At 63.8% G+C, this 14714-nt stretch carries 11 protein-coding genes and 2 pseudogenes; 9 read left to right on the top strand and 4 right to left on the bottom strand.

Annotated features, from left to right (window positions below):
* The 7 genes from J7G73_RS11605 to J7G73_RS11635 all read left to right on the top strand — a co-directional run.
* A partial coding sequence (locus tag J7G73_RS11605; protein WP_291246363.1) for a GH25 family lysozyme occupies window positions 1–595 on the top strand: 595 nt, incomplete at its 5' end.
* Window positions 588–851: a hypothetical protein gene (locus J7G73_RS11610; RefSeq protein ID WP_087291696.1), complete on the top strand. Its 264-nt coding sequence runs from the start codon at window positions 588–590 to the stop codon at window positions 849–851. The genes J7G73_RS11605 and J7G73_RS11610, both read left to right, overlap by 8 nt.
* Window positions 848–1141, top strand: a complete 294-nt coding sequence (locus J7G73_RS11615; RefSeq protein WP_291246364.1) for a phage holin — start codon at window positions 848–850, stop codon at window positions 1139–1141. The genes J7G73_RS11610 and J7G73_RS11615 overlap by 4 nt, the downstream gene beginning before the upstream one ends.
* A 117-nt stretch (window positions 1142–1258) precedes the next feature.
* Complete coding sequence (locus tag J7G73_RS11620) at window positions 1259–2620, top strand: sodium:alanine symporter family protein (protein ID WP_291246365.1); 1362 nt, start codon at window positions 1259–1261, stop codon at window positions 2618–2620.
* Window positions 2621–2703: 83 nt separating this feature from the next.
* Window positions 2704–3234, top strand: coding sequence for a DUF5662 family protein (locus J7G73_RS11625; RefSeq protein WP_291246366.1), 531 nt, complete (start codon window positions 2704–2706; stop codon window positions 3232–3234).
* A complete protein-coding gene (locus J7G73_RS11630; protein WP_291246367.1) occupies window positions 3231–4352 on the top strand; it encodes an SLC13 family permease in 1122 nt (373 codons plus the stop codon). Before J7G73_RS11625 ends, J7G73_RS11630 begins: the two co-directional genes overlap by 4 nt.
* A 178-nt stretch (window positions 4353–4530) precedes the next feature.
* Window positions 4531–5154 (top strand): helix-turn-helix transcriptional regulator, encoded by a 624-nt coding sequence (locus tag J7G73_RS11635; RefSeq protein WP_291246368.1) that lies wholly within the window; start codon window positions 4531–4533, stop codon window positions 5152–5154.
* A 58-nt stretch (window positions 5155–5212) separates the two neighbouring features.
* On the opposite strand, the gene J7G73_RS11640 is transcribed toward J7G73_RS11635, so the two are convergent.
* The 4 genes and pseudogenes from J7G73_RS11640 to J7G73_RS11655 form a co-directional block, all read right to left on the bottom strand.
* Window positions 5213–6997: a M20/M25/M40 family metallo-hydrolase gene (locus J7G73_RS11640; RefSeq protein WP_291246369.1), complete on the bottom strand. Its 1785-nt coding sequence runs from the start codon at window positions 6995–6997 to the stop codon at window positions 5213–5215.
* Window positions 6998–7211: 214 nt separating this feature from the next.
* Window positions 7212–8857, bottom strand: a pseudogene (locus J7G73_RS11645) (glutamine--tRNA ligase/YqeY domain fusion protein).
* Between the two features lie 129 nt (window positions 8858–8986).
* Window positions 8987–10903 (bottom strand): EAL domain-containing protein, encoded by a 1917-nt coding sequence (locus J7G73_RS11650; protein ID WP_291246370.1) that lies wholly within the window; start codon window positions 10901–10903, stop codon window positions 8987–8989.
* Between the two features lie 16 nt (window positions 10904–10919).
* Window positions 10920–12794 carry a diguanylate cyclase gene (locus J7G73_RS11655; protein WP_291246371.1) on the bottom strand — a complete coding sequence of 625 codons (1875 nt, stop codon included), beginning with the start codon at window positions 12792–12794 and terminating at the stop codon, window positions 10920–10922.
* A 466-nt stretch (window positions 12795–13260) separates the two neighbouring features.
* Between J7G73_RS11655 and J7G73_RS11660 the strand changes: the two genes are divergently transcribed.
* Entirely contained in the window at window positions 13261–14178 is a 918-nt protein-coding gene (locus tag J7G73_RS11660) for a YitT family protein (RefSeq protein ID WP_367113995.1), read from the top strand.
* A gap of 164 nt (window positions 14179–14342) precedes the next feature.
* Window positions 14343–14714: pseudogene (locus tag J7G73_RS11665) on the top strand (2-hydroxyglutaryl-CoA dehydratase); the annotation flags it as partial.

The following is a 14714-nucleotide window of genomic DNA, read 5'->3' on the forward strand; positions in this document are numbered from 1 at the left end:
GGCCAAATACGCTGCCTTCAGCCGGGCGAAGAATACCGCCATCTGCAACGCCTTTATGGAGGTGGTGGCCGCGGCGGGCTATCTGCCCATGTTCTACAGCTACACCAGCTTTGTGAACAGCTACATGGACATGGCGGCCCTCGATCCGTACGAGGGGTTGTGGATCGCCAACTACACTGGCAAAATCGGGGTGGACAACGCCGCCGTCTGGCAGCACTCCAGCAGCGGGTCGGTGCCCGGCGTTGCGGGCCGGTGCGATCTGAACCGGATGTACTGTGACCTGCCCCGCATCGTGCGGGAGCGCTGCACCCCCGGCGCGGCGGAATTTGTGCCCCTTTCCGGCAAGCAGCTGGAGGTGTTCGATGCCGGCCGCTGCGAATACTTCACCGCGCCGGACATCAACGCGGTGGTGCTGAACCCGGACGGAAAAACAGACAAGCTGCCGGAGGGTACTTATCCGGTTCTTACTCTGGCGGATGGTCTGGTGGACGGCTACCCCATGGTGCAGCTTGCGTACAAGGGCGAAACCGTGACTACTGTAAGGGGCTGGGCTTTTCAGCGGAGTTTATCTGGTGAGGAGGATGAATATGAATGAATGGAATGTGGTCGGGGTGCTGGTGGTGGTGGCCGGGTTGTTTTTGTCGGTGGGGGCGCCGGTGATTCGGCTGAACAGCACCCTCACCAAGCTTTCCACCCTGGTGGAGGGGCTGCAGGACCGGCAGGCCCGTCAGGAGCGGGACAACACCGACAGCCACCGCCGCCTGTGGAAGCACAACGACGGGCAGGACGCTGCCCTCAACGACCACGAAACACGAATCACGATTCTGGAGCGAAAGGAAGGAACAAGATGAAGAAGATCAACTGGATGGTACGCATTCAAAACAAGGCCTTCTGGCTGAGCCTGATCCCGGCGGTGCTGCTGCTGGTTCAGGTGGTGGCGGCGGTGTTTGGCTACCAGCTGGATCTGGGCGAGCTGGGCAACCGGCTGCTGGCGGTGGTGAACGCCCTGTTTGCGGTGCTGGCGGTGCTGGGCGTGATCACCGACCCCACCACCAGCGGCGTGTGCGACAGCGACAACGTGCTGTGCGCGAGCAAGGCTGCCCCGGACGGCACCGGGGACTCTGACGCGAAAAAACAATAAGACAAAGCCGCGCCGGGCCCCGGAAGCTGCCGGGGCCCGGCCTTTTTCGCGGATTTGCGCGGCTGGCTTTGATATGGTATAATACTAAAATATTGTGATTTTAAGGGGGAGAATCCCATGGAAAGCCTCACCGCGCTTGTGAGCGCGTGCAGCAATTTTATCTGGGGCGTGCCGATGCTGGTCATGCTGTTCGGCACCCATCTGTTTCTGACCGTCCGGCTGCGTCTGGTGCAGCGGCATATTCCCAAGGCCATCCGGCTGAGCCTTTCGCCGGATGAGGGCAGTCAGGGCGAGATCAGCCAGTTCGGCGCGCTTGCCACCGCGCTGGCGGCAACCATCGGCACCGGCAACATCATCGGCGTGTCCACCGCCATCGCCCTGGGCGGCCCGGGCGCGGTGCTCTGGTGCTGGCTCACCGGCGTGTTCGGCATCGCCACCAAGTACGGCGAGGCCCTGCTGGCGGTGAAGTACCGCACCCGGGGCAAGACCGGCGCCATCGTGGGCGGGCCCATGTACACCATCGAGCGGGGCCTTGGCTGGAAATGGCTGGCGGTGATCTTCGCCGCCTTCACGGTGCTGGCCACCTTCGGTGCGGGCTGCACCGTGCAGAGCCACGCCATCACCGACGTGATTCACACCACCTTCGGGGTGGCTCCCGCTCTTTCCGGTCTGGTGGTCACCGCCATCACCGCCGTAGTGATCCTGGGCGGCGTCAAGGCCATTGCCAAGGTGTGCGAAAAGCTGGTGCCCTTTATGAGCCTGTTCTACATTCTGGGCTGCATCGCCATTCTGGTGCTGAACGCTCCCTATCTGGGCGAGGCGCTGGTGCTGATCGTGAAAAGCGCCTTCGGCTTCCAGCAGATCGCCGGCGGCTTCGTGGGCGGCGTCATGATGGCCGCCTGCCGCTACGGCATGGCCCGGGGTCTGTTCTCCAACGAGTCTGGCCTGGGTACCGCGCCCATCGCGGCGGCCACTGCCCAGACCAAAAACCCGGTGCGCCAGGCGCTGGTCTCCATGACTGGCACCTTCTGGGACACCGTGATCGTCTGCGCCATGACCGGCATCGTGGTTGTGAGCAGCATGGTCAAGCAGCCGGAGCTGTATCAGGGCGCGAATGACGACGCCATGACCCGCCTGGCCTTTGCCAACCTGCCCGCCGGTCAGATCGTGCTGGCGCTGGCCCTTTCGGTGTTTGCCTTCACCACCATTCTGGGCTGGAGCTATTACGGCGAGCGCTGCGTGGAATACCTGTTCGGGCCGAAGGGCATCCCGGTGTACCGGCTGGTGTTCCTGGTGGTGCTGTTCATCGGCGCGGTGGCCAACCTGGATCTGGTCTGGAGCTTCGCGGACCTGATGAACGGCCTGATGGCCTTCCCCAACCTGATTTCGGTGCTGCTGCTCAGCGGGGTGATCGTGGCCGAGACCCGGCACTATCTGTGGGAAGACCGGCTGGACGAGCAGTCGGAAACCATTGATTGATGGTCCACGCCGCTGCATAAATATGCTATAATAAAGGCCGGGTTCCCATGGAGCCCGGTCTTTGATTGCAGGAGGGATACATCGTGAATCTGTGGGGGCATTTCTGCACCATCAATCACCACAAATGGCTGGTGATGAAGCACTGCTTCCGGCTGGGGCTTTACTGGCGGGGGCTGACCCATGACCTTTCCAAATATTCGCCCAGTGAATTCTGGCCCGGGGTGAAATATTATCAGGGCAACCGCAGCCCCAACGACGCCCAGCGTCAGGCCGAGGGCTGCAGCACCGCCTGGCTGCACCACAAGGGGCGCAACCGGCACCATCTGGAATACTGGATCGACTACGACCCGGCGGGCACCGGCAAGCTGATCGGCAACAAGATGCCGCTGCAGTTTGTGGCCGAGATGTTCTGCGACCGGGTGGCCGCCAGCAAGGTGTATCAGGGCAAGAACTACACCGATGCCTCCCCCTGGGAATATTACGACCGGGGCCGGGACCATTACATTCTCCACCCGGAGACGCGAAAGCTGTTGGAATACATGCTCATCACCCTGCGGGACAAGGGCGAGGACGAGGCCTTCCGGGTGCTGAAGAAGGAGGTGCTGGGCCGATGAAAAACGTGATGCAATGGCTGAAAGGCGAGCCGGTGCTGGTCATCTCGGCGGTGCTGGCGCTGGCCTCCTGTCTGGTGATTCCGCCGGACGCGGCATACCTGGGCTATGTGGACGGCCGGGTGCTGGCCCTGCTCTACTGCCTGATGGCCGTGGTGGCGGGCATGGAGCAGGCCGGGGCCTTCCGGCGGATGGCATCGGCGCTGGTCAAACGCAGCGGCAGCGGCAAGGGGCTGTGCCTTGTGCTGGTGATGCTCTGCTTTTTCTCCTCCATGCTGGTCACCAACGATGTGGCCCTCATCACCTTTGTGCCCTTCGCGGTGCTGGTGCTGGCCGCCAGCGGCCAGGGCGGCCTGCTGCCCTGGGTGGTGAGCCTGCAGACGGTGGCGGCCAATCTGGGCAGCATGCTCACCCCGGTGGGCAACCCCCAGAACCTCTATCTCTACAGCCGCTACGGCTTTTCCGCGGGCGAGTTCTTCGCCCTCACCGTGCCCGCCACTCTGGCGAGCCTGGTGGTGCTGGTGGTGCTGTGCCTGCTCACCCCGGCCCGGCGGGTCACCCTGACCAGCCAGAACGAGGAAGGACCCATGACCGCCCGCCAGCGCGCCCAGCTGATTCTGTGCGGCGTGCTGTTCTGCGTCTGCCTTGCCTCGGTGTTCCATCTGCTGCCCTGGCCCGCGCTGCTGGTGGTGGTGATCGCGGCACTGGCGGTATTCGACCGTAAGCTGGTGCTGGGGGCGGACTTTGCGCTGCTGGTCACCTTCGTGTGCTTTTTCGTCTTCGCGGGCAACCTGGCCCGCATTCCGGCGCTGCAGAATTTCCTGGCCAGTGTGATGCAGGGACGGGAGATGCTGGTGGGCGCGGCGGCCAGCCAGGTCATCAGCAACGTGCCGGCGGCGGTGCTGCTCTCCGGCTTTACCGAGAACGGCGCGGGCCTGCTCATGGGTGTGGACCTGGGCGGTCTGGGCACCCCCATTGCCAGCCTGGCCAGCCTGATCAGCCTGAAGATCTATTCCAAGGCCCCGGGCGCAAACACCGGGCGGTATCTGCTGGTGTTCAGCGTGCTGAACTTCGGCCTGCTGGCGGTGCTTCTGGTGCTGGCCGGGTGCGGCATCCTGTAAATCAATTTTGCATGCAAAGCGGCGGAGGCTTTTGGCCTCCGCCGCTTTTTTGCGCCCGCAGGAGAAGCAGTTGACAAAAGGCAATCACAGGTTGACGGAATTCGGGCGGCGAATGGTGGACAGGCTCCGGCTTCATCGGGTATACTGGGTTCCAGCGAAACAAAAAGGAGTGGACGGTATGAGTCTGAACGAGGAGCTGGGCCAGCGGCTTCAGCAGCTGCGCAAAGCAAAGGGCTTTTCCCAGGAGGAGCTGGCGGACCGGGTGGGCGTGTCCCGGCAGGCGGTGTCCAAATGGGAGGGCGGCCAGACAGCGCCGGACCTGGAACGGCTGCTGGCGCTGAGCAAGCAGCTGGATGTCACCACCGATTATCTGTTGACCGGGCAGCACCCGGCAGCGCGGGAGCAGGGGCCGGACGCGGCGCTTTTCTCGGTGGTGGCCACCGGCAGCACCGTGGCGGGCCTTCTGGCAGCGACGATGCTCTGGTACGAAAAGCAGACCGCCATCGCCACCGCCATCGGCCTGCTGCTCATGGTGATGGGCTGCGTGGTCTATGCCATCGGCATGACGATGGGCGAGCCTGCCAGCCGTCCCCGGGCGAAGCGGCGGTTCTGGGCAGTGAACCTGTGGCTGCTGCCCTTCATCCCTTTGTCCCTGTTGTACAATAACCTGATGGGCGGCTTTGCCAGCGCACCCTATCCCATCCCGGTGAATTCTCTGGTGGCCTATGGCCTGTTCTGGGTGGTGTATCTGGGCGGCTGCGGCGCGCTGGAATGGCGGCTGCTGCGGGGCGCGAAACAGTAAAAAACAAACAAAAAACGAGCACCTGCGTTTTTCATGCAGGTGCTCGTTTGCGTTTGGATTATTCCTCCCGGGGCTCGTCCGCTTCGGCAGGGGGTTCGTCCGCTTCCGGCTTCAGCTCGGTGGCTTCCGCAGCCTCCACAGCTTCGGCAGGCTCAGCGGCTTCCGCCTTTGCGGCAGCGCTCTTTTGGGGCTTCGCGGCCTTCTTCGGCTGTTCTGCCGGGGCCTCCGGTGCGGGCTGTTCGCTCTCCGGCTGTGCAGCTTCGGGCGCGGGCTCGGCGGTCTCGGTCACAGGCTCCTCCGCTTCGGTCTTGGCCTTGGGAGCCGCCTTTTTGCGGGCCGGTGCCTTGCGGGCAGGCTTTTCGGGGGCCAGCTCCGGCTTGCCGTTGCGGGCGCAGTAGCAGCGCAGCAGCTCCTGGTAGAAGTCCACGGCCGGGGGCAGCGCCAGGATGGACAGGTTCTCGTTGGCCGCGTGGATGCTGGCGTACTGCTGCTTGTTGATCTCCAGCGGGGCAAAGCGCAGGGCGTTTTCCACCACACCCTCGTACATGTAGAACCGGGCATCGGTGCCGCCGGTCATGATGTAGGGGGCCACCCCGTAGCCGGGGTAGATCTTGCCCATGGTCTCCTCCAGCAGACGGAAGGCATCGCCCTTGAAGTCCACCTCGGCACAGGCCGGGTCGGCCTTCAGCACCTCGGTGTCCAGCCCGCACTTCTTGGCAGCGGCGCGGATGATCTCGATGCTCTCGTCGGTGCCCTGGTGAGGCATGCAGCGCATGTTGGCGGTGACCCAGGCCTGCTGGGGCAGCACGTTGTAGGCGGGGGAACCTTCGGCCATGGTGAAGGCGCAGGTGGTGCGCATCATTGCGCCTGCCAGCGGGTTCACACGGGGCAGCAGGAAGCAGAGCAGCGGCTCAAACAGCCACAGGTTGCCCAGCAGCATCCGCATGCCAAAGCTCATGTTGGGAGCCAGGCGCTGGAACATCTCCCGCAGGGTGGGGGAGAAGCGGGCCTGGAAGGGGCTGTGCCGGTCGGTCTTGCAGATGAACTTGGCCAGCTGCACCAGTGCGGTGTTGGGACCGGGAGCGCTGGCGTGGCCACCGGCGGCATTGGCGGTGAACTTCACATCCGCGTAGCCCTTTTCCACCACGCCCACCATGGCGTAGCGGCCCTTGACCCCGGCCATGGGGGAATCCATGATCATGCCGCCCTCGTCCAGCAGCAGGCCCAGATGGACCCCCTGCTCCTTGAGCCAGGCAGCAATGGCGGGCGCGCCGTCGCCGCCCCATTCCTCGGTGCAGCTGGAGGCCAGATACACGTCGCACTCGGGCTTCCAGCCCTGGGCCAGCAGCTCCTCTACCGCCTGCATGAAACAGAACAGGCTGCCCTTGGTGTCCACGGTGCCGCGGCCCCACACCGAGCCCTCGACGATCTCGCCGGAGAAGGGCGGGTACTTCCACTCACCCTGGGCGGGCACCACGTCGTGGTGGCTCATGATCAGGATGGGCGCGCCTGCGCCGCCGTCCAGACCGGGAATTTTATAGATCAGGCTGCCGTTGAGCACGGTGCGGGTGGCTGCCTTGTGCACCAGAGGAAACTGCTCCCGCAGCAGCTTGTGGAAGGCCTGGAACTTGCGGCGGCTTGCCTGGTCCTTTTCCGACACGGTCTCGCACTGCACCAGAGCCGACAGGGCCTCGGCGTACCGCTGGGCCCGTTCCAGATCGGAATCCGGGAACTGAGCGGTGGCGGCAGAGGTGGGCTTCATCTGAAGCGCACGGGCGGCAGCAACGCCCAGCAGAATCAAAAGAATAAGAATGAGAATAAGCACGATCCATAAAGCGATCATAAAAAGGCCTCCTTGATGGGGATATGGAAAACGCGCACAGCGGCGCGAAAGAATCTGTATATGGCTGGCAGGCATCTGCCCGCTATATTTCAGTATACCACAGACCAAAAGCTTCTGGCAAGGCGGAAGAAAACAAAGAAAAACCGGCGGCTGCCGTTCCCCGGGTGGGGGAATACGGCAGCCGCCGGTGCTGTTTGAAGCAAGCGTGCTAAACTTATTTCTGCTCCAGAGTCTTGCTGAAGCTGTCCTTCAGGGTCACGATGCGGCCGAACACGCCGGGATTCTTGGAATCCGGGGTGAAGTAGCCCATGCGCACGAACTGGAACTTCGGCTGGCCTCCAGCTTGGCGCCCTTCAGAATCTTCACGGAATCCGGGTTCAGGAAGTCCTTGTAGTCGCTGCCCTCGGGCAGCTCGCCCATGTTCTCCTGGGTGAACAGCTTGTCGTACAGGCGAACCTCAGCGTCCACCGCATGGGCGGCGCTCACCCAATGGATGGTGCCCTTCACCTTGCGGCCGTCCACCGGGTTGCCGTTGCCGGTCTCCAGGTCGGCGGTGCAGCGCAGCTCGACCACCTCGCCGTTTTCGTCCTTGATGACCTCGTTGCACTTCACGATGTAGGCGCCCATCAGGCGAACCTCGCCGTCCGGCTTCAGGCGCTGGAACTTCGGCGGGGGTACCTCGGCGAAGTCGCTCTTCTCGATGTACAGGCTGCCGGAGAAGGCCACCTTGCGGGTGGAGGAGTCGTTGGCGGCCTTGTTGGGGTTGTTGGGAATATCGAAGTATTCCACCTTGCCCTCGGGGTAGTTGGTGATGGTGAGCTTGATGGGCTCGGTCACGGCCATCCGGCGCAGAGCGGTGGTCTCCAGCTCGGTGCGGATGCAGTACTCCAGCAGGCGGTAGTCCACCAGGCTGTACACCTTGGAAACGCCGGCCTTCTTCACAAACTCAAAGATGCTGGAGGGGGTGTAGCCGCGGCGGCGCAGGCCGCACAGGGTGGGCATGCGGGGGTCGTCCCAGCCGTCCACGATCTCCTTTTCCACCAGCTCGCGCAGGTAGCGCTTGCTCATCACGGTGTTGGACACATTCAGGCGGGCGAACTCGCGCTGGATGGGGAAGGGACCCAGATGCAGGTTGTTGATGACCCACTCGTACAGGGGACGATGGTTCTCAAACTCCAGGCTGCACATGCTGTGGGTGATGCCCTCGATGGCGTCCTGGATGGGATGGGCAAAATCGTACAGGGGGTAGATGCACCAGGCATCGCCCTGACGGTGATGGTGGGCGCGCACGATGCGGTAGATGGCCGGGTCGCGCAGGTTCATGTTGGGGCTGGCCATGTCAATCTTGGCGCGCAGGGTACGGCTGCCGTCGGCGAATTCACCGGCACGCATGCGGCGGAACAGGTCCAGGTTCTCCTCCACGCTGCGGTTCCGCCAGGGGCTGGGCTTGCCGGGCTCGGTCAGGGTGCCCCGGTACTCCTGCATCTGCTCGCGGGTCAGGTCGCATACGTAGGCCTTGCCCTCCTTGATCAGCTGCTCAGCGTACTCGTAGCACTTCTCAAAGTAGTCGCTGCCGTAGTAGATGCCGCCGTTGGGCACAGCACCCAGCCAGCGCAGGTCCTCCTCGATGCTCTTCACGTACTCGTCGTCCTCGCGCACCGGGTTGGTGTCGTCGTAGCGCAGGTTGAACTTGCCGCCGTAGGCGTTGGCAATGCCCCAGTTGATCCAGATGGCCTTGGCGCTGCCGATGTGCAGGTAGCCGTTGGGCTCCGGCGGGAACCGGGTGTGAATTTCCGTTACGCGGCCCTCCGCCAGGTCCGCGTCGATGATCTCGGTGAGAAAATTGTTCGGCTTTTCCATAGCTGATTCTTCGCTCCTCTTATTTTGAAGGGGCCCGCAAAGGGGCCCCAAGCGCTCTATTCTCCCATTTTACAGGATTTTGCCCCGCTTTGCAACACAGAAAGCAGGGCAGCAAAGGCAAACAGCCATTCAGATTCCGTCGCCGTGCAGGAACCGGCGCAGACCGGCCTCGTCCAGCGGCATGGTGTAGTAAAAGCCCTGCAGGTAATCCGCGCCCAGATCGACCAGCTGCTGGGCCTGCTGGCGGCTTTCCACGCCCTGAGCGATCACCAGCTTGCCGCAGTCGTGCACGAAGTCGATCAGGTGGGCCAGCAGCCGGGGGTCCCGGGAAAGGCAGATGCGCATCACGTAGCGGTCCAGCTTCACGGCTCCCGCCTCCGGCAGGTCCAGAATGCGGGTCAGGTTGGAATGGCCCGCGCCGAAGTCGTCCACCGTGATGGCGGCTCCTGCGTCGAACAGCTGGCGGATCAGCCGGGGAACCCCGTCGTTCCGGCGCAGGCTGCGGCTCTCGGTGAGCTCAAAGGCCAGCCGGGAGCAGGGCACGCCCTTCTCCCGGGCCATGCGGATGAACCGGTCCGCCAGGTCCGGCTCCGCCAGCTGCAGCGGGCTCAGGTTGATGCTCACCCGCTCCACCCGGCTGAACAGCTCCGGGTCGGCAGCCATGGCCGCCAGCAGCGAATCGAAGATCACCTCGCCCATCCGCTCGGTCAGGCCGCAGCGCTCGGCAATGGGCACAAAGGCATCCGGGCCCAGCAGGCCCAGCTGCTCGTCGTCGATGCGGGGCAGCACCTCCAGCTGCACCGGCTTTCCGGTGCGGGCGTTCAGCACCGGCAGATAGCGCAGTGCAAAGCGCCCCCGCTCCAGCGCACCGGTCAAAGCGCGGCGCACCGCCAGAGTGCGCTGCAAGCGGGCCAGTGCCTGATCGTTCACCCACTGGGGAGCCGCATGGGACGGGCCGTCCGGCACGAACTTCTCCAGAAGGTCCAGCAGAAGCAGCGCCTGATCCAGGTCGGGCGCGCAGCGCAGGCCGTCCATCAGCAAGGCGGGCTGGGTCAGGGTAACGGTGGATTCCCCCAGCAGCCAGCCCTCGTTCAGCCCGGCGGCAAGCTCCGCCATCTGGCTGCTGAAGCCCTCCCGGCTGCCCCGGCTGAATACCACGAACCGGTCCGCCTGACTCAGAAAGAAGACGGTGCACCGGGGCAGCGCAGCCCGCAGCCGTGCTGCGGCCGGAGCCATCCAGGCGGTGGACTGGGCTGCACCCGCGTCGTTGGCGGGGGCGATGCGCAGAAAGGCCAGATTATAAGGCTTGCGGAACTGGTAGCAGTCCCACAGGGTGTCCACCAGGGCCCGGTAGTTGGGGCAGCGGCTGGCGGTGTGGATCTGATTGCCCGGCAGCGGTGCGCCCAGCGCGGCGGGCAGCAGGGACAGCGCCACGAAAAACCAGAACAGCCGCACGCGGCCCACAGCCAGCTGCAGCGGCATGGCAGTCAGAACGAGTCCGGCCATGCAGGCGGCGCAGCGGCGGCCGGAGCCCGGCCGCGCCCCGCGCAGCCAGAAGCAGGCAAAGACCAGCAGCAGCCACCAGATCGCCAGCATGGGCAGATAGAGCGGACCATCGGCAAAGCCGCCGCTGAGCGCGGGCCGGTACAGCAGCCCCAGCCAGGGGCTCAGCAGGGCGGCGGCGGTTCCGGCAAAGCACACCACACCGGTCAGCTGCATCATCCGGCGCAGCCGAGGACCGGGCGCCTTGGCTAGGAACAGGATGCCCAGCACAAAACAGGCGAAAAACAGATATTGGCTGATCAGCCAGACCACCAGCAGCAGGTGGGCCACCCATCCGGGCACCCAGGACCAGGCCCCGGCGCGTACCGGAGTGGCCAGTACATCCAGCGCGGTGGCGGTCATGGCGCTGGCGAACAGCCGGTGCAAAGCGGTGCGGGTGAGGGTGTGAGCCCCCTGCCGCAGCAGGCAGATCAGGGCCAGCGCGGCCAGAAATACAAATCCGGCCATCTGAAAATAGATGTTGTAATGTACGAACGGTTCCATGGCATACCTCCCGGGCTCAAAGCTTCCGCAGGCTGCGGGTGGATACCCAGCAGCCCCGGTTGCGCTTGGCGGTATAGAGGGCCACGTCCGCCTGCTGATAGGCCTGGTTCAGCGGTTCGGCGGCGGGGTCAAACAGGTGCACACCCACGCTCACGCCCACCGGAACACCCAACTCCAGCTTGCTGGCAAGGGCAGGCAGCCGGTCGCAGATGCGCCCGGCCAGTGCCTCGGCCTGGGCCCAGTCCGCGCCGGGCAGCAGCACAAGGAACTCGTCGCCGCCCAGCCGCACCGGCATGCCGGGGGCGGGGGCCAGCTGCTCCAGCAGCCGTGCCACCTCCCGCAGCAGAACATCGCCCACGGGATGGCCCAGCATGTCGTTCACTTCCTTGAAGTGGTCCAGGTCCATCATCAAAAGGGCGGCGGTTTTGGGCGGGTCGGGCTGGGCCAGCAGTTCGTTTACCCGCACCCGCAGCCCACGCCGGTTGAACAGGTCGGTCAGTGGGTCCCGGTTGGCCCGCTGGCGCAGTTCGTCCTCCCGGCGGCGCTCCTCGGTGATGTCCTCAAAGGTCACAATGGCATGGCTGGGGGCCTGACCCGGTATGAGCACGGCGGTCAGGGTCACCCGGGTCCAGCGGTATTCACTCTGGCCCGGCCAGCGCACCAGAAAATCGCCCTGCACCGGTTCCTGCGTCTGGCGGATCTGATGAAACAGAGCCAGAAAGCCGGTGGAATGCTGGGGGGCCACCGTTCCGTTCTGCACCAGCAGGGCAGGTTCGGTGGGCGCAGAGGCTTTTTCGCCGGGCCGGGGCTCGGCGCAGGAAGCCATGGTATGATCGTGCAGGTCATAAATGAACAGGGTGATGGCGGTATGCTGCAGAGCCATGGCCAGCAGCTGGTTGCTGGTGCGCAGAGAGTCCTCGGCCCGCTGCACCTGGCCTTCCCGCTGCCGGTGGTAGACCGCCAGCAGCACCAGCATCACCACCGAGGCGGCAAGCATCTTCACCGCCATGAGCATCACCAGCCTGGTCTCCTGGGCATTGGTGGCCAGCAGGGCGCTCTGGGGCACATCCTGATACAGGTACCAGTTCTGGATGCCGGTGGGAACGCACAGCCAAGCCACCGCATCCTTATCGCTGCCGGCGGTGCCGAACTGCCCGGCTTCATTTTCGGGCAGGCTGCCCAGAATGTGGCCAACCTCGGTGTCCCAGAAGTTGTCGCTGTCCGTCAGCTGTCTTCGCAGATTGGGGCAGGCATAAACCAGCTTGCCGTCCGGCTGAAATACGGCCAGGCAGCTCTCGTCCGACAGGCCGTACAAGGTGAGCTCCTGTGCCAGCTGGTCCACCTCCAGCACCCCCAGCACGGCGCCGGTTACCGGCTGCTCGGGGCTTACACGCACCGGGACGTATACGTAGAACCGATCGTCCTTGTAAGTGCGGCTGGTGTATACGGCGGAATAGCCGCTCAGCCCTTGAAAGGCGCTGTCCAGAGCCTCTTCGCTGGACAGATCCAGCGAAAAACCCTGGGAGGAGATGGCCTGCTTATCCAGCGAGACAGCCCACATCTGGGCAAAGTCACTGCGCTGGAAGTATTCATCCAGCAGCTGGCGCACCTCGGCTTCGCTGCTGCCCTCGGGCAGACTGGCGATGGCGGTGGCCGCCCACTGCACATAACTCAGCTGCCGTTCCAGATAGCTTTCCAGTGTGACGATGCTGGAGCGGGCGGTGTTTTGCAGGGAATCCTGGCTGGAGGCGATGGTGTAGCGGTTGAGCTGCAGGGTGAAGTCCAGCGCGCTGAATACCAGGGTCACGAACAGCAGTGTAAGGCCCAGAAGGGCAAGGCGAAGCTGCCGGACGGTGTGCATCCAGCGGCGAAAAACGGACAAATGTTTCATCAGAAGATCACTCCTCTGGAGCAGAGCAGAGCGGCGGCGTTCCGGAACGGGCAAAGCCGCTTTGCCCAAACTTTGGCTTTTCTGGTTAAAATTATAGTAAAAAGCCGCCCGGTGCGCAAGCGTTAACCATACAATCCGCGCAGGAATTTTTCGGTTCGGGCCCGAAAAACGGTAAGAAATGCCAAAGTGAGCTGTAAACATTGACAGGAACAATGTACTGTGGTAATGTAAAATAGCGAATGCCCATGCGCGTACGCGTATTTAATAAGTAAACGAGCAGGGGTAAGGCGAGACCGCGCGCAAAAGAATACCGGCCCGCCGCCCGCGGCAGCGATGCTTCGGCGCGGGTCAAAAGCGAACGCTGCCCGCGCGGCGCCGCTCCTGGCTGAGGGCGGCCTGTTTGCGGGCTCGGATTTTTTTGTGCAGTATAAACGCAGGCAGCGAAGGGCAAAAAGGAGCGATGAGCGTGGAAAAACCACACAACAAAGCCGGTAAGGGGCGGCAGCTGATCCCTTTTCGACTGGAACACATGAGCAGCCCCGGTGAATTTGCAAAATATGCATTTTTGTTGAATCTGGGCCTGTTCCTCACTGCGGCGGGCATCCACCTGTTCAAGACCCCCAACCACTTCGCCATGGGCGGCACCAGCGGTGTGTCCATCATCATGGCCACCCTGTGGCCGGGCATGAACGTGGGCGGGGCGCTGTTCATCATCAACGGCATCCTGGTTGCGCTGGGCATCATCTTCCTGGGCGTGAAGACCATGGGCGTGACCATCTATTCCTCGTTTGCCCTGTCGGCCTTCGTGAGTCTGCTGGAGAAGATCTACCCCATGAGCGCCCCCTTCACCAATGACACGCTGCTGGAGCTGTGCTTCGCGGTGGCCCTGCCTGCCGCAGGCAGCGCCATTGTGTTCAACGTGGGGGCCTCCACCGGCGGCACCGACATTGTGGCCATGATCCTCTCCAAATACACCAGCATGGAGATCGGCCGCGCGCTGCTCATCTCGGACCTGGCCATCGCGGCCTGGGCGGGCGGGCTGTACGGCATCGCCACCGGCCTGTACTGTGTGCTGGGCACCTTTGCCAAGGCCTTCATGGTGGACAGCTTCATCGAGAGCCTGAACCAGCGCAAGGTGGTCACGGTGATCAGCAGCCACCCGGAGGACGTGAAAGCCTTCATTCTGGAAAAGCTGCACCGCAGCGCCACGGTCTATACCGCCGAGGGCGCCTATACCGGTCAGGCCGAGCAGGTGTTCACCACCGTGCTCACCCGCCGGCAGGCGGTGCTGCTGCGCAACCACCTGCGCCGGGTGGACCCCAAGGCCTTCCTCACCATCGTGAATTCCTCCGAGATCGTGGGCAAGGGCTTCCGGGCGCTGTGAGCAGAGCTTTGGCGCAACAATTCGTTCAAAATTGCGCGGTATGATATACACCGGAGCGCACCGCGCCGCTCCCATGCCGCCGGGGTGTTCTGCAGCCCCGGGCGGTCCGCATTGGTTTTTCGCGGGGGCGGGGCTCCCGTACAGCAAGAAGGAGTGTTTGATACATGCGGGTAGGCTTGGACATTGGTTCCACCACCATCAAGTGCGTCGTGCTGGATGAGCACGATCAGGTCATCTACGATACATACGAGCGCCACGGCAGTCACATCACCGAAAAGGCCGGGGAGCTGCTGGCACGGCTTGCCAAAGAGCAGGTGCCCGGCGGCAAGGCATATCTGGCCATTTCCGGTTCCGCGGGCATGGGCCTGGCGGACGGCTGCGGCGTACCCTTCGTGCAGGAGGTGTTCGCCACCCGGGTGGCCGCCAAGCGGCTGGCTCCCCAGGCGGACGTGGTCATCGAGCTGGGCGGCGAGGACGCCAAGATTCTGTTCCTCTCCGGCGGCACCGAGGTGCGCATGAACGGCAGCTGCGCAGGC

The organism is Allofournierella sp., assembly GCF_017889395.1.
Taxonomy (GTDB): Bacteria; Bacillota; Clostridia; order Oscillospirales; family Ruminococcaceae; genus Allofournierella.